Source organism: Paenibacillus sp. MT86 (assembly GCF_058792535.1).
Window position 1 is genome coordinate 5,409,094 of record NZ_CM179499.1, and the last position, 18,474, is coordinate 5,427,567.

The following is an 18,474-nucleotide window of genomic DNA, read 5'->3' on the forward strand; positions in this document are numbered from 1 at the left end:
CGTGATGGCCAATCGATGCTTACTCATCGTGATTTGAATCAGGAGAACACCGGCTCTTTAAACATCGCCAGCTTCTGTGCGGAATCCTTGCTCACATCGGCATGCAGACTGTTTCCGTGCGAATCCATGGTAACGATGGCGGCAAAGCCGTCGACCTCCAAATGCCACATCGCTTCCGGAATGCCGAACTCCATGAAATCCACGCCGTTTACTTTTTTGATGCATCTCGCATAATACTGGGCAGCCCCGCCGATGGCATTCAGATACACGCCGCCATGCTCCTGCAAGGCTTGAAGCGTCTTCGGCCCCATGCCGCCTTTTCCGATAACCGCGCGAATGCCGAATTTTTTCAAAATATCGCCTTGGTACGGTTCTTCCCGAATGCTGGTCGTCGGGCCTGCCGCCTTGACATGCCATCCCTCTTCATCCTGCATCATAACCGGACCGCAGTGATAAATCACGGCTCCGTTCAGATCGATAGGGGCATCGTGATCCATCAGGTATTTATGAAGCGCATCCCGTCCGGTATGCATCTCGCCTCGGATCACTACCACATCCCCGACGCGCAGGGAACGGATCTGCTCCTCGCTGATCGGCGTCTGAAGCACTACTTCACGTCCTTGGGAATCACTTGGCGCTGATTTTTCAACTCGGGACGCTGCCGTTTCGGAGTTTGCATTCATCTGCACCTCGCTGCCTGCTTCATACAGCCAATCCGCGATCTCCCCGGTTTCCGGCTCAATCCGTACGCCCTGACGGCGGAACGCCCAGCAGTTATAGGCCACCGATACAAAAAAGCTTGCCGGCAGGCGGTTCATCGCACCGACCTTGCAGCCGAGCAGCGTGACTTCTCCGCCAAAGCCCATCGTGCCGATCCCCAGCTTGTTTGCATTTTCCAATATGTAATCTTCGAGCTTCGCCAGATCCTCATTCGGATTCACATCCTCCACATGCCGGAACAGCTGATGCTTCGCAAGCTCGTATCCGGTCGTGCGGTCGCCTCCGATACCTACGCCGATAAATCCGGCGCTGCAGCCCTGCCCCTGGGCTTGATACACGGCATGCATGATGCACTTGCGGATTCCGTCCAGGTCACGTCCCGCTTTTCCCAATCCTTCAAGCTCTGCGGGAAGGCTGTACTGGATGTTTTTGTTCTCGCAGCCGCCCCCTTTCAGGATGAGACGGACGTCCACCTTATCCTGCTCCCATTGCTCGAAATGGATGACGGGCGAACCAGGTCCGAGATTATCCCCGCTGTTGGCGCCTGTCAACGAATCCACCGAGTTGGGACGCAGCTTGCCATCCTTCGTGGCGCGAACTACCGCCGCATAGATCGCCTTCTTCATTTCGATGTGATTCGCACCCACGGGTGTATGCACGATAAACGTCGGCATGCCCGTATCCTGGCAGATCGGCGATACTTCCTGCTCGGCCATCTCGATATTTTGAGCGATCGTTGCCAGTGCCAGCCCCGCTCGCGTTGCCGCATCCTCGGACGCTCGTCCACGGTTGACTGCTCTTCGCACGTCTCCGGGCAAATTCGTGGAGGTTTCTACAATCAGTCGATACATGCTCTCTTCAAATAACTTCATAGCGTCAGTAAACTCCTCTCTTTCATGACCCAATCCTCATAGCAAAAAAGAATCATTATAAACTGCCAATATTGTTATCATATCATATCATTCCGCACATGAAAGGGTTTACTTGAAAAAATGAAAGAGACGAGAAAATGTGTTGAATTGCCGGTCATAATGACCATACCAATCTATGAATCTCTCATATATTGGTTAAGGAAAGGAGGTGATTGCTATGATGAGAAAAGTTACAGTCTCCCAGGTTGTTTTTCCAAGACTTGCCCTGTTCAGAAATGAGTTTTACAGAGGACGGCGATTTGTGGTGCGTGGAAATGTAGGGATCCGGAATCTCGAGAGAGCTTTTGGCGACATTGAAAGCTTAAGATTCTTCTCCCCCAACGCTAACGCAACCCTGGTCCTGTTCTCGGAGCCGAATTTCAGGGGCAGATTCAGAGTATTCCGCGGCAGCACCAACATCGGCGATCTTGACGATATCATCGGCGGTGAAGAGCCAGAGTCCATTATTAGTTCGAACCGCCGTTTGACGCTGGCTCAAATCCGGGCGATCCGCGATACCGGACGGCTTCCGAACGGGTTTAGAACCATCTGATTCTCCGTATGCCTGTAATCTCACCTAACCCTCTCCCATGATAAAAGAGCGGACATCCGGGCTGAAGCCCATGATGTCCGCTCTATTCTGTCATCGAGTATGTTTACTAGGCGCAAAAGGAATCAACGCTTTAACCGTTAATCACTTCGCCGCCGTTCACATGAATCACTTGACCGCTCACGTAGGAGGAGTCCGTTGATGCCAGATATACATAAGCAGGAGCCAATTCTTCCGGTTGACCCGGACGTTTCATCGGCTGGGTCGCCCCAAACTCGGCTACCTGATCCGCCGGGAACGTCGAAGGAATCAGCGGCGTCCAGATGGGTCCCGGCGCAACGGCATTTACCCGGATTCCTTGACCGACCACGTTCATCGACAAGGAACGCGTAAAGGCCACGATGGCACCCTTGGTTGATGCATAATCCAGCAGCTGCGGGCTTCCCCGGTAAGCCGTGATGGAGGTCGTGTTAATAATGGAGCTTCCCTTGGACAGATGCGGCATCGCCGCCTGCGTCAAATAGAACATCCCGAAAATATTCGTGCGGAATGTCCGCTCCAATTGTTCTTTTGTAATGTCCTCGATTTTCTTCTGCGGATGCTGTTCGGCTGCGTTGTTGACAAGAATATCGAGCTTCCCAAGCTTCTCTACGGTTTCGGTGACTGCATCGCGGCAAAACGCATCGTCGCCGACGTCGCCGGCGATCAGCAGGCATTTACGCCCTTCCTGCTCTACCTGTCGCTTGGTCTCTTCAGCATCCTTGTGCTCGTTCAGATACACAATGGATACATCCGCGCCCTCCTTGGCATAGTAGACCGCAACCGCACGGCCGATCCCGCTGTCACCCCCGGTAATCAGCGCTACCTTTCCTTTTAGCTTACCGGCTGCTTTGTACTCGTTACTTTCAAACTCCGGCTTCGGGTGCATCTCCGATTCGGTTCCGGGTCTGTGATCCTGATGCTGGGGCGGCAATGTCTGCTTCTGTTGATCTTGTGGCATATGAACATTTCTCCTTTCAGGTCAGTATCTCAAACTACCTCTCATAGGATGCGTTCGACGCGGCTTCTTATTCTCATAAAAAGCCCTTCGCTATTGTTTTTACCCATAATGAACGGGATCAAACGTAAGCACGGTGCTTTTCCCGTAACAAAATCCCCCTCTTGACGGGGCCTTGCGCTCAAAGTCCAGTCCGCCGTTTTGCGGGAACCCCCAGAATATCTAATTGCTGTAATATCAAAAAAAACCGCCCGAATGAACGGACGGCTTCTCTTCGTATGTAGCTGTTCTTAGATGATATGATTGAATACCATGAAGAAGATCATAACCAGAAGCAGCAAGGCGAGCAATGCGCTAAGCGTGCCGAGCTTGCTTGTTTCTTCCTTCACTTCACGCTTCTCGCGGATGCCTGCAAGCGCATTCTTGAGCGGCTTGCTCATAATGCCTCCAATCGCAAACATCGCCAGCAGCAACACCGTTACAATGATCATCCAAGGAACCGAATACTCGCCCTGGGACATCATGTATCCGCCAGTCAACAGCTGAATGACCAAGCCGTACTGCGCAAAACGGTTCGCAACCCGAATCGTATTCACGGCTCCTTCTTGAGCGCCCAGAGACAGCTTCTGAATACCGCCGACAACAAACGGCAGGATCAAGTAAAACCCTAGCGCGGCCGTACCGACCATATGCAGAAAAAATGTCACGTTCCACATAAACAATTCCTCCAAAGTCGTTAGTGTGATTTATGTTACATCGAATTCATCGTCTCCTATTATACTGGACAGATCATCCAAAGAAAAGCAATCCCGCCCCGAATAACGGGACGGGATTGCATTATTAGACGATTTTGTGAATCCTGATTCAAATTACAGGTTCACGACCGAAGTCACGTTGCGCACGGATTCCGCCGACTTATCCAGCGCCGCCTTCTCTTCGGCGGTCAGCTCAAGCTCGAAAATGCGCTCGATGCCGTCTCCGCCGAGAATGGCCGGCACGCCCATGAACAGGTTGTCATAACCGTACTCGCCTTCCAGAAGGGCAATAACCGGAATAATCCGTTTCTTGTCCTTCAGAATCGCTTCCGTCATTTGGACCAAGGAAGCAGCAGGCGCGTAGTAGGCGCTGCCGTTCCCCAGCAAATTGACGATTTCGCCGCCGCCGACCCGGGTGCGCTGCACGATCGCTTCAATGCGTTCAGCCGGAATCAGCGTTTCGATCGGAATGCCGCCCACGCTGGAGTAACGAACGAGAGGAACCATGTCATCGCCATGGCCGCCCAGAACGAAACCGCGGACATCCTCAACGGATACGTTCAACTCTTGCGCGATAAAGGTGCAATAGCGTGCCGTATCCAATACGCCGGATTGACCGATGACGCGGTTCTTGGGAAATCCGAGCGTGTTGTACGCCACATAGGTCATGGCATCCACCGGGTTGCTCAGGATGATGACCGTGGAGTTCGGTGCATGAGTCTTCACGTTCTCGCATACGGACTTCACGATTCCTGCATTGGTGTTGACGAGGTCATCGCGGCTCATGCCCGGCTTGCGGGCTACGCCTGCTGTAATGATTACGATATCGGAATCAGCTGCATCTTCATAGTTGGATGTACCGACTATGTTGCTGTCAAATCCCTGGACGGGACTTGCTTCGAGCATATCCAGCGCTTTACCTTTGGTAGGGTTCTCGAGCTGCGGGATATCCAGCAGCACCACATCACCCAGTTCTTTTTGAGCCAGCATCAGGGCGGTAGTCGCACCTGTGAAGCCAGCACCTACTACCGTAATCTTTTTACGAGTAATTGCCACGATGAATCTCCTCCTTACAGGTTTTTAATGATTTCGTCTGCGAACTCGGAGCATTTCACTTCAGTAGCGCCTTCCATCAGGCGGGCGAAGTCGTAAGTCACGGTTTTGTTGTTGATGGATGTTTCCATGCCTTTGTAGATCAGGTCAGCCGCTTCCTGCCATCCGAGGTGCTCAAGCAGCATAACGCCGGAGAGGATAACGGAACCAGGGTTAACTACGTCCTTGTCTGCATATTTCGGAGCCGTACCATGAGTCGCTTCGAAAATCGCATGTCCTGTTACGTAGTTGATGTTAGCGCCCGGAGCGATACCGATACCGCCAACTTGCGCAGCCAGAGCGTCAGACAGGTAGTCGCCGTTCAGGTTCAATGTCGCAATGACGTCAAAGTCGGTTGGGCGAGTCAGAACCTGCTGCAGCGCGATGTCGGCAATCGCATCCTTAACGATGATTTTGCCGGCTTCTTCAGCCGCTTTTTGAGCAGCGTTAGCTGCATCTACGCCGTCCTTGTCCTTGATGATATCGTACTGGGCCCAAGTGAACACTTTATCGCCGAATTCAGCTTCAGCCACTTCGTAACCCCAGTTTTTGAAGGCACCTTCCGTAAATTTCATGATGTTGCCTTTGTGAACGAGCGTTACGGATTTGCGGCCATGCTTGATCGCATATTCAACCGCTGCGCGTACAAGACGCTTGGAACCTTCGGAGGACACCGGCTTGATGCCGATACCGGAAGTTTCCGGGAAGCGGATTTTGTTTGCTCCCATTTCGTCTTGAAGGAACTTGATCACTTTCTTCACTTCGTCGGAGCCTTCTTTGTATTCGATGCCTGCATAGATGTCTTCCGTGTTCTCGCGGAAAATAACCATGTCGACCAGCTCAGGACGTTTTACCGGAGACGGTACGCCATTGAAATAACGGACAGGACGCAAGCAGGTATACAGATCCAGCTCTTGGCGAAGGGCAACGTTCAGGGAACGGATACCGCCGCCGATTGGCGTTGTAAGAGGTCCTTTAATTGCAACGATGTACTCGCGAATCGCTTCAAGCGTATCGTTCGGGAGCCACTCACCGTATGTATTGTATGCCTTCTCACCGGCAAATACTTCATACCAGGCAATTTTCTTGGAACCGTTGTACGCTTTTTCTACAGCTGCATCCAGGACGCGCTTGGAAGCTTTCCAGATGTCACGGCCTGTGCCGTCGCCTTCAATAAAAGGAATAACAGGGTTGTTAGGCACCTGCAGGGTTCCGTTATCAATCGTGATTTTCTCGCCTTCAGTCGGCAATGCGAATTTTTCCAATTTCATGAGTATGAGTTCCTCCTTCGAATATGGTTCTTTTCTCTAGCCATTTCAATGCGATACTATGTGCAATAGGCATAGAGAAATCCGCCACCCGCGATTCACTCGCGTTTAAGCGGTCCTCTAGCCTATTGTACATGATTGCTAGCCACTTAGCGAAGTTCTATCGGCACATATTTTTGATCGGTCATCCCCGTATACTCTGCGCGCGGGCGGATAATACGGTTGCCTTCATACTGCTCAAGAATATGCGCGGTCCATCCGGATACGCGGCTGATCGCGAAAATCGGCGTGAACAATTCGTGCTCAATGCCAAGCTGCGTATAGACGGAGGCGGAATAGAAATCGACGTTCGGCTTCAGGCCTTTTTGGTTGGTAACCGTTTCGTCGATCAGCACCGACATATCGTACAGCGTGGTATCGCCTTTCATTTCGCCAAGCTCGCGGGACATTTTTTGGAGATGTTTCGCGCGCGGATCGCCGTTTTTGTATACGCGGTGTCCAAAGCCCATAATTTTTTCACGGTTGTCCAGCTTCTCTTGAATGTACGCCTGAGCCCGATCAATCGAACCGACTTCGTTCAGCATCTTCATGACGGCTTCGTTCGCGCCGCCGTGCAGAGGGCCTTTCAGCGCGCCAATGGCGGAAGTAACACCGGAATAAATGTCGGACAGCGTGGCTACGGTCACGCGGGCCGCAAACGTGGATGCGTTAAGCTCGTGGTCCGCATGCAATACGAGAGCCTGATCCAGTGCCTTAATGGAAGTCTGGTCAGGATCCTCGCCTCTGAGCATATACAGGAAGTTTTCCGCGATGGAGGCGCCTGCTTTCGGAGCCACCGGCTCTTTGCCCTGACGAACGCGGGCAATGGCAGCGATGATCGTCGGAAGCTGAGCTTGAAGTTTAACCGCTTTCTTCTCGTTCGCTTCACGGCTCATATCGTCGCCTTCGGCGTCGTACAGAGCGAGCGCGGATACAGCCGAACGAAGCGCAGCCATCGTATTGCCGTCCTTCGGATACAGTTTGATCTGCTGGATAAGCTCATCCGGAATGGCGGCATAGTTGCTCAAATCTTGTTGAAGCGCCTTTAACTCTTCTACATTCGGAAGCTTTCCGAACCAGAGCAGGTAGGCTACTTCTTCAAAACTTGCATGTTCTGCGAGATCGTCAATATCATATCCACGGTAAGTCAGAACGCCATCGACGATCGAACTAATCGCGGAGGTGGTAGCTACAATGCCTTCCAAACCCTTGGTAGCTGTCATGCAACATCTCTCCTTTATGATCGGGATAAACTGAACTATTTTGACAATCATGAAAACATTTTCATGAAGTCAGATGAAAAAGAAAAACGCGCAAAAAAATTGCTATGGTCCTAGTCACAAACCTTCTCATATCATACTGGATTTTGTCTGATATGTGAACATGAGCAGCGACATTCGCCGCATCAAATTGTTTTATCGATACCATAAACATTTTTTTGAAATCACTTACAATTCCATTATACCTGTGATAATTCTCATTGTCGAATCATGAAGACGACCATTTTTGAACTCTTTATCCTTATATTGAAACTCCCTGCATACGTATAGAATGAGCCTTTCTGCTCGTCCCTCCAAGTCAGCTGCAAAGGAGTGTGATTCATTGGAACGATTGATGCTTAAACGTTTGGGCCGGGGAGTGTGGGTGCTGTCTTCCATCTTCGTGATCGCCTATTTGATATATGTACTGCTGCCGCTGCTTTATCCCTTCCTTCTGGCCTGGATCATCGCCTATGCGATGAACCCTTGCGTTAACCTGCTCCAGCGGAGTCTGAGAATGCCGCGCTGGATCGCCGTCACGTTGTCCCTGCTCCTGTATTTCGGCGCTGCCCTGTTGATTCTCACCGCGGCCGTCAGCAGGCTGGTCAAGGAACTGATTGCCCTGTCCCAGTCCTTTAATCTCCACATTGACGCCTGGGTGGAATGGCTGACGGCCTGGACGCAGAATGAGAGCTTCCAGAATATCGTCAATGAGATCAGCCGTTTCTATCAGAACAACCCGAATTATCACGATACCATCAACCAAAACATCACCCGTACGACGCAGACGATTGGCACGGCCGTGACCGACCTCGTTACCGGTATTTTTAACGGTATCCTGCAAATTATTTATTATTTGCCGAATTTGGGGACGATTTTCATTGTCGTGCTGCTATCCACGTTCTTTCTCAGCAACAGCTGGGAACGTCATAACCGCGCGCTGCTCCGTCTCCTGCCCGACGTCATTCGTAAACCGATGAACTATATCTTCTCGGATCTGAAAAAAGCGCTGTTCGGATTTGCCAGAGCCCAGCTGATTCTCATATCCATTACGGCCGTCATCGTCACGATCACGCTCTATGCGCTCGGCGTGGATTCCGCCTTCTCCATCGGGCTTCTGATCGGCTTGGTGGATCTGCTCCCGTACCTGGGTGTGGGCATCGTCCTGATTCCGTGGTCGCTGTATGCTTTTATGTCCGACGACCTGACACTCGGCATCGGGCTGACGGTCCTGTACAGCATCATTCTGGTCGTCCGTCAGATCATGGAGCCCAAGGTGCTGGCCAGCAGCGTCGGGCTGGATCCGCTTGCCGCCCTGCTGGGCATGTTCGTCGGGCTTAAGCTGTTCGGGATTTTGGGACTGATCATCGGTCCCGTGTCGCTTGTCATCCTGGACGCTTTTCATCGGGCCCATGTGTTCAAGGACCTGAGGAATTACATTATCGGGGGCAGGTTCAGGTAGCCCACGTCAAGAAACGGCTTGATTTATTTTATCATTGGGCTAATGTGAACATCGTATTTGGAAAGATTGAAGTAGGCTGCTCCCTTGCATAAAATAGACCGGCCCCTTTCCGGGACCGGTCTTATGGTAATGTCTGCTTGTATTATCTGCGAAAGATCGTAATCTTGCCGTTTTTCATATTTTTCTTCATCCATTTCAACAGCAAAATCCGATACAGCGGGCGGGTCAACGGAAATATCAACGTAAAGCCGATAATGTCAGTTACAAAGCCCGGCAGAATGAGAAGTACTCCACCCGCAAATATACATAGGCCGTCCGCCATGGAAGCACCCGGAACCATGCCTGTATTCATTCTCTGCTTGGCGTCTTCCATCGCTTTGCGGCCTTCGAATCTCATCATGGCCACGCCGACGGCGGAGGTCAGCAGTGTCAAAAGCAATGTATTCATGCCGCCTACGCGGTCCGCAACAAACTGAAAGCCGAATATCTCAATAGTAGGCACAAAAATAATCGCTGCCAGCATCCATTTGAACATGAAGCTACTCCTTCCTCCCCAAAAGGGTATCCTTCAATGCATCATACAGCTTTGGCGCGCATTTATCCAGTCGGGCCGGCTTCCACTCCCGGTTCAGCCATACATGCCGGGTCGCTCCTGCCGTTAACAAGGCACCGGGGAGCTCGGACTCGGTATGCCAACCCCTCGCTCCCAAATCCGCCTGCTCCTGCTCACTCAGCAGACGGACCTCGTATTCATAGTGTATTCGCAGCGGGGAGAAAGCAGTCATTCTTGTAAATATTGTCACGAGATCATCATATCGCGCCGGCCGGCGGTACTTGATGTCAAGATCCACTACAGGGAGCAGGACGCCTTCTTCTTCCATTCCCCGATACGTAAATCCCATTTCACGGATCATTTCGGTACGCCCGATCTCAAACCAGTTTAAATAGTTCGCATGATACACGACACCCATTTGATCGCTTTCCTGGTAGCGCACCCGAAAGGATGTCCAGAACCAGCGGCTTCGCGTCGGTACGGATGGACTAGCCAACGTCTTCTTCCCCCTCATGTATGCAAAAAGCAATGGCCGACAAGAAACGTCGTCCATTGCTTATATGCAGCTATATTCAGAATCCAGCGGATTCTTGATGATGAATCTACTTCTGCTGTGGAATTTGGTCCACTTTCAGCAGGTTTGTGGAACCGGAACGTCCCAGCGGCACGCCAGCCGTAATCACAACAAGGTCGCCTTCTTTCACGAGTCCGGATTTCACGCCGCCTTGCAGCGCATAATCAAACATCTCGTCCGTAGAAGAAGCCTGTTCGCCTTTAACCGGCGTTACGCCCCAAGTCAGTGCCAAACGTCTCAACGTTCTGTCTTGAGTCGTGACGGCGACGATAGGAGCCTCTGGACGGTATTTGGATACCATGCGAGCCGTTTGACCGGATTCCGTGGACGAAATGATGGCTTTGGCATTCAGGTCAAGTGCCGAGATCGCAACGGATTGGCTGATTGCTTCGGTAACGCTGGTATCTTGAGCAATACGCTGCTTCAAGAACATTTCACGGTAGTTCAGCGCGGATTCCGCTTTCTCTGCGATACGGGACATAGTCAATACGGATTCTACAGGGTATTTACCTGCAGCCGTTTCGCCGGACAGCATGATGGCATCGGTACCGTCAAAAATCGCATTGGCAACGTCACTTGCTTCCGCACGGGTAGGACGTGGGTTGCGCTGCATGGAATCCAGCATTTGCGTAGCCGTAATGACCGGTTTGCCAGCCAGGTTACATTTTTCGATCATGCGTTTTTGAACCAATGGAACTTCCTCTGCTGGAATCTCTACGCCGAGGTCGCCACGGGCTACCATCAAGCCGTCGGATACTTCGAGGATTTCATCCAGGTTGTCAACGCCCTGCTGGTTCTCGATTTTGGAGATGATTTGGATGTGCTCGCCATTATGCTTCTTCAGCAATTCGCGAATTTCAAGCACGTCACTTGCTTTACGAACGAAGGAAGCGGCAATAAAATCGATGCCCTGTTCGATCCCGAAAATGATATCGTTGGCGTCTTTTTCCGTAATGCCTGGGAGAGAAATCGCGACTCCCGGTACGTTTACACCTTTTTTGCTCTTAATGGTTCCGCCATTGACGATGCGGCATCTGATTTCGGTGCCTTGAATCTCCACCACGGTCAGACCGATCAGACCGTCATCGATCAAGATCGTGGATCCGACTTGAACATCTTGCGGCAACTCTTTATAAGTAATGGACAAACGATTCTTATCACCAAGGATTTCCTCGGTAGTAAGGGTGATATATTCATCTTGTACAAGCTCAATCGGTTCCACTTCAAGTTTACCTGTACGGATTTCCGGTCCTTTGGTGTCAAGCAGGATCGCTACCGTTTTGTTCAACTCTTCGCAAGCTTGGCGGATGTTCTTGATCCGGTTGCCATGCTCCTCGAAGTCGCCGTGAGAGAAGTTCAGACGAGCCACGTTCATGCCGGCCATAATGAGCTTCTTGGTGTTTTCCAACGATTCACTGGAAGGACCGATGGTACATACAATTTTTGTTTTGCGCATTTGGGTTTCCTCCGTTTATTAAAGGGTTCTCTATATCTCTTTTTCCAACAACTAAATCTACTACAAAAAGTCTAATTTGTATAGGAACTTTGTCATATCGTCACATACTCATCAGAACTTTTACATAATCACGTCTTCCTGTTCCGCTTTCGCAAAATCGAATTCGCCGATCTTGCGGAATTTGCGGTACCGGTCTTCCTTCAGCTCGCAGGCATCCATAACGGATAGTTCTTTCAGCTGGCTGATCAGTGCGCTTTGAATCGCGGCGGCCGTCTCTTCATAGTTTCGGTGCGCACCGCCCTTAGGCTCCGGTATAATTTCCTCAATGACTTCCATCTCGAGCAGGTCCTTAGCAGTGATCTTCATGGCTTCCGCAGCCTGATCCGCTTTGGATGCGTCCTTCCACAGAATGGATGCGGCGCCGTTCGGTGAAATGGCAGAGTAGATAGCATGCTCAAGCATCAGGACACGATTGCCTACAGCCATCGCAAGAGCACCGCCGCTTCCACCTTCGCCGATGACCACACAAACAATAGGCACCCCAAGGGACGACATTTCCCGTAGATTACGAGCAATCGCCTCGGACTGACCTCTTTCTTCTGCTGTATTACCCGGATATGCGCCTTTTGTATCAATAAACGTGATAATAGGACGCTTGAACTTGTTCGCCTGCTGCATAAGCCGCAGGGCTTTACGGAAGCCTTCCGGATGCGGACTTCCGAAGAAACGCGCAATATTGTCTTTCGTATCCTTACCGCGCTGCTGACCGACCACCGTGACGGGAACACCGTCAAGTTTGGCCAAGCCACCGACAACGGCAAGATCGTCCCCGTAGAGACGATCTCCATGCAGCTCGATAAAATCCGTAAAGATCAGCTGGATCAAATCAAGCGACGTCGGTCGCTGCTGATGACGGGCCAGATGCATTTTCTGGGAAGGCGAAATCGAAGAATAGATTTCTTCCTCCAAGCGACTATATCGTTCTTCCAGGCGGGCGATTTCATCCGTGAAATCGATCCCTTTTTCCTGTCCGAATTGTTTCAATTCATCGATCTTCTTGCGCATTTCGGCAAGTGGCATTTCAAAAGGCAATTCGCCTGACATCAGAATCCCCCTTTCACGGTATGCATCTCCAGCAGCTTACCAAGCATGGAGCGCATATCTTTCCGATGAATAACCATGTCAAGCTGACCATGCGCCAAGTTGAACTCCGCTGTCTGGAAATCATCCGGCAGCTTCTGGCGAATGGTCTGTTCAATAACGATACGGCCCGCAAAACCGAATACGGCTCCCGGCTCGGCAATATTGATATCGCCAAGCGTCGCAAAGCTGGCGGATACACCGCCGGTCGTCGGATCCGTTATCACTGAAATATAGAGGCCGCCGAGCTCGTTAAACCTGGACAAGGCTGCGCTTGTTTTGGCCATCTGCATCAAACTGAGAATGCTCTCCTGCATCCGGGCGCCGCCGGAGGTGGAGAAAATAATGAGCGGTAAACGCTTGTCCGTCGCAAACTCGATCGCTCGGGTAATTTTTTCCCCGACGACGGAGCCCATGCTTCCCGTGAAGAAATCAAAACTCATGACAGCTACTACAACAGGCTGGCCGAGAATCGACCCTTGACCGGTAATAACCGCATCATGAAGACCGGATTTCATCTTCTGCTGCTCGAGCTTGGCCGCATATCCCGGAAACTTGAGCGGATCCACCGAGATCATATCCGCATCAAACTCTTCAAAGCCTGTCTCATCCAGCGTCATGGCAATCCGTTCTACCGCGTTCAGGCGCATATGATGTCCGCATTCCTGACACACTTTCAGATTCTTCTCAAGCTCTTTGCTGTATTGAATGGTGCCGCACTTAGCACACTTATTCATCAGACCTTCCGGAATTTCCCGTTTCGGGCGTTCGCCTTCCTGAGGCTGCCCTGCTGTCCCAAGTCGTTCCGATGGGATCGTTGCGTATTTCCTTTTTTTCTGAAACAAGTCTTTAAACACAACTACACCTCTCCAGCCGTAAATTTGAATGGCCGCCGCAATAGCACATCGCCGATCCGTACGCTAAGCTTCGCTATGTAACCCAGATGAAACTAGGGGTGCAATATCGAATTCAACACTTCCTGTACTTCCTCTAGCTCTCCGGAGGGTACCAAAATCTCAAACTGCTGTTTGGAAAGATTCACAGGACGGCTTTGAACCAAAAAACCTTCTTCCGTTAGCCTGGTCTTGATCATTTCCGCCACCTTTGCAGTTGGCGCAATATAGATTACCGTCCACATGCCTTTCAGATCCCCCTAATCTCGTCCCACAGGCATATCCTGAGCCGATATAATGGATAATGATAACATACTTCAGTTTTTACCTCAACAAAGAGAGCAGGGGGCTGAAAGCCAAATCTATACCCTCAGGCAGCCATTCGACACCGCTCGCGCAAATCAGTCAGAACCCGCGGTATAATGCGCCGCATCAGGATTGTTATGCGCGATGCGCGAGGAAGCGGCAGCGGCGATGCCTGCAACGAGATCATCCAGAAACACATGGATCCCGTCCGACTTTTCATTTAATATCTCGATTACACCCATTTTTTCCTTGTCCAGGTAACCGAAACTGGTCAGTCCTATCATGCCATAAATGCTCGTGACGCCAAGCGCCATGGTCTCATCCACTCCGTAAAGCGGTTCGTCTTGCTCCATAATCGATTGCAGCGGCTCCGGCAGCAGCTTCTTCTCGGCCAACTCATCCAGCGCAATGCCTGTATACAGCGTATACTGCACTTCGCGCTTGCCGAGAACGGCCCGGACGCTTTCTTCACACTGCTCGATGGTTAACTTCGGATGATAACGCTGTTGAAGCTTCAACACAATATCCGCGATGGAGCTTACGCTGACTCCTCTGCGGCTGAGCATGCTCTCTGCCAAGTCCATTGACATCACAAATCCCCCCCGCGTCTTTGGCCGCGCTCTTTCAATCCTTCTCTATCATGAAAGAGCCTTCTTCATGCGAGTACTCGGCCAACATTACCTGTAGTGTCCTAATTGTATGCGGGAGGGATGCGAAACGTTCTTAAATTTTCATGTTACTTCACTTTAACGGTGTCCTTGCCCAGCATGCTTTCCATTTCGGCAAAAAGCTCTGTGGAAGGCTTGATTCGATAGGCTTCGCTAAGCGCAAGCACCTTCTGGCTTCGCTCATAAAACAGCACCGTTTGCACATGCCCCGGATGCTGCTGCAGGAGCTCTTTCAGCTTCACCAGCAGCTCCGATTGCTCCGCATCGGCCGTTATTTTCACAAACACACGCTGCTCAGCCTTATGATTCGATACGACGGTACGAGATTCCTTCTCGGGCGATAGGCTGCCACCCGACGCCTCGTTTCGGATAGAGGTCGAATCCTGTCCACTCCGGGCGGCAAGCCGCTCCGGAGTCTGGACTGTCGATGGATTACCGGCCGAAACCGGCTGGATGCCGGCGCCCGATTTACCACTACGGCCGGTATTCTCTCCGCCGGATCTTCCTCTGCCGCCCGCTGCTCCCCGAACCTTGCTCCGGTGAACCAGTTGACTCAAGGTTTGCGGCTCAAGCGGCGCGATTTCTTCGGCCAGCAGCTTAAAGCCTTCGTCCTGCAGCTGAACCTTCGCGCGGATCGCCAGCAGCGCGCCTTTTTCAATCAGATGCGCGCTTCGCTTCCACACTTCAGGAAAGAGAACGACCTCACAGCGCTCAATTTGATCCTCGCACTCCATGAAGGCCATCGCCTTTCCCTGTTTCGTCGTAATGGTCTTCAGTGTAACCACCATACCGGCAACCGTAGCCATCGATTCATCTTCCGATTCATGGAGATCCATTAACCGATCAGCTCCGGACTCCGTCAGCGCATCTTCGAAGCCGTCCAGCGGATGGCCGGACAAATACATGCCCAGCAGCTCGCGTTCGAATTCGAGCTGCTGACTTGTGGTATATGGCGGGATGTCCGGATATTCGATGTCCCAATTCGTGGTTTCCACGAAGTCGAAGAGCTGAATCTGGAGATCATCCCGTTCCTTTCTCCACTTCACGGCCGCTTCGACCGTTTCGTCCAGCATGGCAACCAGCTGGGAACGGTGTCCCTGCAAGGAATCAAAAGCCCCTGCCTGGATAAGCGACTCGATCACGCGCTTGTTGCATACGCGGAGGTCTACCCGGCGGCAAAAATCGAGCAGGCTTTCAAACGGCTTTTCACGCCTGATCTCGACGATATTCTCCACTGCCTGCGTGCCTACGTTCTTGATCGCGGCTAGCCCGAATCGGATTCCGCCTCCGGCCGGACGTTGGCCTTCATCATCACCGCCCTCGGCAGCAGAACCGCTCATGACCGGGGTAAAATACGTTCCGCTTTCGTTGACGTCCGGCGGCATGACCTCGATGTCGAGGCGCCGTGCCTCCAGCACGTATTCGGCCACCTTCCGGTGGCTGCCCATAACGGCCGTCAGCATGGAAGCCATGAACGGAACCGGATAGTGCGCCTTAAGATAAGCCGTCTGGAAGGCCAGCACGCCGTAAGCGGCGGCATGCGCACGGGGAAATCCGTAGTTCGCGAACCGGACGATCATATCGTACACGCGGTTGGCCTCATCCTCGCTATAACCGAGCTTGAGACTGCCTGAAACGAAATGGCTCCGCTCCCGGTCCAGTACTTCGCGCTTCTTCTTCGACACCGCTCTTCGCAGCAAATCCGCTTCCCCGAGCGAGAAGCCGGCCATCGTCGAAGCGATCTGCATGATCTGCTCCTGATAGACGATAATGCCGTACGTATCGCCTAATATCGGGATCAGGTCCGAATGGGGATACTCCGGCTCAATCCGGCCGTGCTTGGCTTGAATGAACTTCGGAATAAACTCCATGGGACCCGGACGGTACAAGGCATTCACGGATACGATATCCTCAAACACCGAAGGTTTCAGATCCTTCAGCACCCGCCGGATGCCCGCGGATTCAAGCTGAAATACGCCCGTGGTATCGCCGCGTCCCAGCATCTCATACGTCAGATGATCGTCATCCGGCACTTGTTCGAAATCGAGTGTTCTGCCGGTCAATTCTTGAATCCATCTCAGGGTACGCTCTATGATGGATAACGTCCGCAGACCCAAAAAATCCATCTTGAGCAGGCCCACGCTCTCCAGATTCTCCATGGAATACTGCGTCAGCGCCGTCTTCTCGCTCCCTTCCTGCAGCGGAACCGCATCCGTCAGCGGATCGCGGGAAATGACAATGCCTGCTGCATGCGTCGAAGCATGACGGGGCATGCCCTCAACCTTCATCGCCATATCGATCAGCTCGCGCACCTTCGGCTTCGTCTCGTACTGCTCCTTCAGCTGCGGGCTTTGCTCCATCGCTCCCGCGATGCTGATGCCCAGATGGTTAGGGATCAGCTTGGCCGCCTTGTCCACATCCCCGAACGGCACATTCAGCGCACGTCCAACATCTCGGACGGCCGCCCTTGCCGCCATCGTACCGAACGTAATAATCTGGGCGACATGCTCTTTCCCGTATTTATCCACCACATAATCAATGACCTCTTCCCGGCGCTCGTCACTGAAGTCGATATCAATATCCGGCATCGTTATCCGCTCCGGATTCAGGAAGCGTTCAAACAACAATTTATATTTCATCGGGTCCACATTCGTAATCTGAAGGGTGTAGGCCACCAGGCTGCCCGCCGATGAACCCCGGCCCGGTCCAACCGCGATGCCTTGCCGGTGGGCATAGGCGATAAAGTCCCATACGATCAGGAAATAATCGCTGAAGCCCATGTTCTCGATGACGCCGAGCTCATAGTTCAGTCGCTGCTCCAGCTCGCTGCGCTCTGCTTCATCCTGCCACCGCTCCGTATTCCCGTAACGTTCTTGCAGACCGTTCAAACAGAGCTCCCGCAGGTATTCGGCTGCATTCTTCCCTTCCGGGAGCGAGCTGTATTCCGGCAAAATCGACTTGCCGAATTCCAGCTCCAGGTTGCATTGGTCCGCAATCTTAGCCGTATTCAATATAGCTTCAGGCACATGGGGGTATAATCGCTCCATGTCGCTGCCGCTCTTCAAATAGAGCTGATTCGTCTGGATCTGCAGCCTATCCTCATCTTCGACCGTCTTTCCCGTGCCGATGCAGATCAGGACGTCCTGTACCTCGGCATCGCTCTCGGTCAGATAATGCACATCGTTGGTCGCAACCAGCGGAATGCCGGTCTCACGGCTAAGCTGAATCAGCTGGGGATTCACGCGTTTCTGCTCCGGAATTCCGTGATCCTGCAGCTCCAGATAGTAGTCTTCTCCAAAAATCGCCTGATAACGAAGCGCGGCAGCTTTCGCTTCCGCTTCGCGTCCGTGAAGCAGATGCTGGGGAACCTCGCCGCCCAAGCAAGCGCTGAGACATATGATGCCTTCATGATGGGCGGCCAGCGCCTCCATATCGATTCGGGGTCTGTAATGGTACCCCTCCAAATGCCCGATCGAGCACAGCTTCATCAAATTGCGATAGCCGGTCTCATTCTTGGCAAGCAGAATCAAATGATAGATCGGCTGATCCTTGCGGCTTCCCCGCTCCTTGCGGGAGCCTGCCGTGATATAGGCCTCGCAGCCGATAATCGGTTTGATGCCTTGCGCCAGGCAGGCTTTATAGAACGGAATGGCACCATACATCACGCCATGATCCGTCAGGGCCAGCGATTTCATGCCAAGCGCCGCCGCTTCCCGCACCAGGTCACCGATACGTGCCGCTCCATCGAGCAAACTGTATTCACTATGCACGTGCAAATGCACGAAAGAGCTCATCGTAACGCCTTCCTTTCGCCGGTACATGTATATTTGA

16 protein-coding genes are annotated in these 18,474 nt (G+C 52.2%); 2 read left to right on the forward strand and 14 right to left on the reverse strand.

What is annotated here, in order from left to right:
- Positions 1-38 precede the first annotated feature (38 nt).
- Complete coding sequence (locus tag AC3RCL_RS24275) at positions 39-1,592, reverse strand: fumarate hydratase (protein WP_492532502.1); 1,554 nt, start codon at positions 1,590-1,592, stop codon at positions 39-41.
- 217 nt (positions 1,593-1,809) lie between these two features.
- On the opposite strand from AC3RCL_RS24275, the gene AC3RCL_RS24280 reads away from it, so the two are divergent.
- Positions 1,810-2,184, forward strand: a complete 375-nt coding sequence (locus AC3RCL_RS24280) for a hypothetical protein (RefSeq protein ID WP_036673584.1) — start codon at positions 1,810-1,812, stop codon at positions 2,182-2,184.
- Between the two features lie 130 nt (positions 2,185-2,314).
- On the opposite strand, the gene AC3RCL_RS24285 is transcribed toward AC3RCL_RS24280, so the two are convergent.
- The 5 genes from AC3RCL_RS24285 to citZ all read right to left on the reverse strand — a co-directional run bounded on the left by AC3RCL_RS24285 (position 2,315) and on the right by citZ (position 7,555).
- Positions 2,315-3,181, reverse strand: coding sequence for an SDR family oxidoreductase (locus AC3RCL_RS24285; protein ID WP_015736983.1), 867 nt, complete (start codon positions 3,179-3,181; stop codon positions 2,315-2,317).
- A 287-nt stretch (positions 3,182-3,468) separates the two neighbouring features.
- Positions 3,469-3,894 (reverse strand): hypothetical protein, encoded by a 426-nt coding sequence (locus AC3RCL_RS24290; RefSeq protein WP_009595065.1) that lies wholly within the window; start codon positions 3,892-3,894, stop codon positions 3,469-3,471.
- A gap of 153 nt (positions 3,895-4,047) precedes the next feature.
- Positions 4,048-4,989, reverse strand: a complete 942-nt coding sequence (mdh, locus tag AC3RCL_RS24295) for a malate dehydrogenase (RefSeq protein WP_492532505.1) — start codon at positions 4,987-4,989, stop codon at positions 4,048-4,050.
- 14 nt (positions 4,990-5,003) lie between these two features.
- Positions 5,004-6,296 carry an NADP-dependent isocitrate dehydrogenase gene (icd, locus tag AC3RCL_RS24300; RefSeq protein ID WP_009595069.1) on the reverse strand — a complete coding sequence of 431 codons (1,293 nt, stop codon included), beginning with the start codon at positions 6,294-6,296 and terminating at the stop codon, positions 5,004-5,006.
- 146 nt (positions 6,297-6,442) lie between these two features.
- A complete protein-coding gene (citZ, locus tag AC3RCL_RS24305; protein WP_009595070.1) occupies positions 6,443-7,555 on the reverse strand; it encodes a citrate synthase in 1,113 nt (370 codons plus the stop codon).
- Positions 7,556-7,934: 379 nt separating this feature from the next.
- On the opposite strand from citZ, the gene ytvI reads away from it, so the two are divergent.
- Positions 7,935-9,053 carry a sporulation integral membrane protein YtvI gene (gene ytvI, locus AC3RCL_RS24310; RefSeq protein ID WP_015736985.1) on the forward strand — a complete coding sequence of 373 codons (1,119 nt, stop codon included), beginning with the start codon at positions 7,935-7,937 and terminating at the stop codon, positions 9,051-9,053.
- 142 nt (positions 9,054-9,195) lie between these two features.
- Here ytvI and AC3RCL_RS24315 read toward each other — a convergent pair whose 3' ends face one another.
- The 8 genes from AC3RCL_RS24315 to AC3RCL_RS24350 all read right to left on the reverse strand — a co-directional run bounded on the left by AC3RCL_RS24315 (position 9,196) and on the right by AC3RCL_RS24350 (position 18,437).
- Positions 9,196-9,588 carry an FxsA family protein gene (locus AC3RCL_RS24315; RefSeq protein ID WP_009595058.1) on the reverse strand — a complete coding sequence of 131 codons (393 nt, stop codon included), beginning with the start codon at positions 9,586-9,588 and terminating at the stop codon, positions 9,196-9,198.
- Between the two features lie 4 nt (positions 9,589-9,592).
- On the reverse strand, positions 9,593-10,102 hold the full coding sequence (locus tag AC3RCL_RS24320) for an acyl-CoA thioesterase (RefSeq protein ID WP_036659790.1): 510 nt from the start codon (positions 10,100-10,102) through the stop codon (positions 9,593-9,595).
- 106 nt (positions 10,103-10,208) lie between these two features.
- Positions 10,209-11,636 (reverse strand): pyruvate kinase, encoded by a 1,428-nt coding sequence (gene pyk, locus AC3RCL_RS24325; RefSeq protein WP_492532509.1) that lies wholly within the window; start codon positions 11,634-11,636, stop codon positions 10,209-10,211.
- 120 nt (positions 11,637-11,756) lie between these two features.
- Positions 11,757-12,740, reverse strand: coding sequence for an acetyl-CoA carboxylase carboxyltransferase subunit alpha (locus AC3RCL_RS24330; RefSeq protein WP_194544197.1), 984 nt, complete (start codon positions 12,738-12,740; stop codon positions 11,757-11,759).
- Positions 12,740-13,633, reverse strand: a complete 894-nt coding sequence (gene accD, locus AC3RCL_RS24335; RefSeq protein WP_071218063.1) for an acetyl-CoA carboxylase, carboxyltransferase subunit beta — start codon at positions 13,631-13,633, stop codon at positions 12,740-12,742. The genes AC3RCL_RS24330 and accD overlap by 1 nt, the downstream gene beginning before the upstream one ends.
- Before the next feature lie 92 nt (positions 13,634-13,725).
- Positions 13,726-13,914 carry a hypothetical protein gene (locus AC3RCL_RS24340; RefSeq protein ID WP_006212044.1) on the reverse strand — a complete coding sequence of 63 codons (189 nt, stop codon included), beginning with the start codon at positions 13,912-13,914 and terminating at the stop codon, positions 13,726-13,728.
- A 156-nt stretch (positions 13,915-14,070) separates the two neighbouring features.
- Positions 14,071-14,565 carry a phosphatidylglycerophosphatase A family protein gene (locus AC3RCL_RS24345; protein ID WP_194544198.1) on the reverse strand — a complete coding sequence of 165 codons (495 nt, stop codon included), beginning with the start codon at positions 14,563-14,565 and terminating at the stop codon, positions 14,071-14,073.
- 146 nt (positions 14,566-14,711) lie between these two features.
- Complete coding sequence (locus AC3RCL_RS24350) at positions 14,712-18,437, reverse strand: DNA polymerase III subunit alpha (RefSeq protein WP_426199238.1); 3,726 nt, start codon at positions 18,435-18,437, stop codon at positions 14,712-14,714.
- Positions 18,438-18,474: the final 37 nt, after the last annotated feature.

Coding starts and splice junctions, on each gene's coding strand:
- AC3RCL_RS24290 (WP_009595065.1), bottom strand. CDS start 3,894: ATGTGGAACGTGACATTTTTTCTGCATATGGTCGGTACGGCCGCGCTA.
- AC3RCL_RS24340 (WP_006212044.1), bottom strand. CDS start 13,914: ATGTGGACGGTAATCTATATTGCGCCAACTGCAAAGGTGGCGGAAATG.
- AC3RCL_RS24315 (WP_009595058.1), bottom strand. CDS start 9,588: ATGTTCAAATGGATGCTGGCAGCGATTATTTTTGTGCCTACTATTGAG.
- icd (WP_009595069.1), bottom strand. CDS start 6,296: ATGAAATTGGAAAAATTCGCATTGCCGACTGAAGGCGAGAAAATCACG.
- AC3RCL_RS24350 (WP_426199238.1), bottom strand. CDS start 18,437: ATGAGCTCTTTCGTGCATTTGCACGTGCATAGTGAATACAGTTTGCTC.
- AC3RCL_RS24280 (WP_036673584.1), top strand. CDS start 1,810: ATGATGAGAAAAGTTACAGTCTCCCAGGTTGTTTTTCCAAGACTTGCC.
- pyk (WP_492532509.1), bottom strand. CDS start 11,636: ATGCGCAAAACAAAAATTGTATGTACCATCGGTCCTTCCAGTGAATCG.
- AC3RCL_RS24285 (WP_015736983.1), bottom strand. CDS start 3,181: ATGCCACAAGATCAACAGAAGCAGACATTGCCGCCCCAGCATCAGGAT.
- AC3RCL_RS24330 (WP_194544197.1), bottom strand. CDS start 12,740: ATGTCAGGCGAATTGCCTTTTGAAATGCCACTTGCCGAAATGCGCAAG.
- citZ (WP_009595070.1), bottom strand. CDS start 7,555: ATGACAGCTACCAAGGGTTTGGAAGGCATTGTAGCTACCACCTCCGCG.
- AC3RCL_RS24345 (WP_194544198.1), bottom strand. CDS start 14,565: ATGTCAATGGACTTGGCAGAGAGCATGCTCAGCCGCAGAGGAGTCAGC.
- AC3RCL_RS24275 (WP_492532502.1), bottom strand. CDS start 1,592: ATGAAGTTATTTGAAGAGAGCATGTATCGACTGATTGTAGAAACCTCC.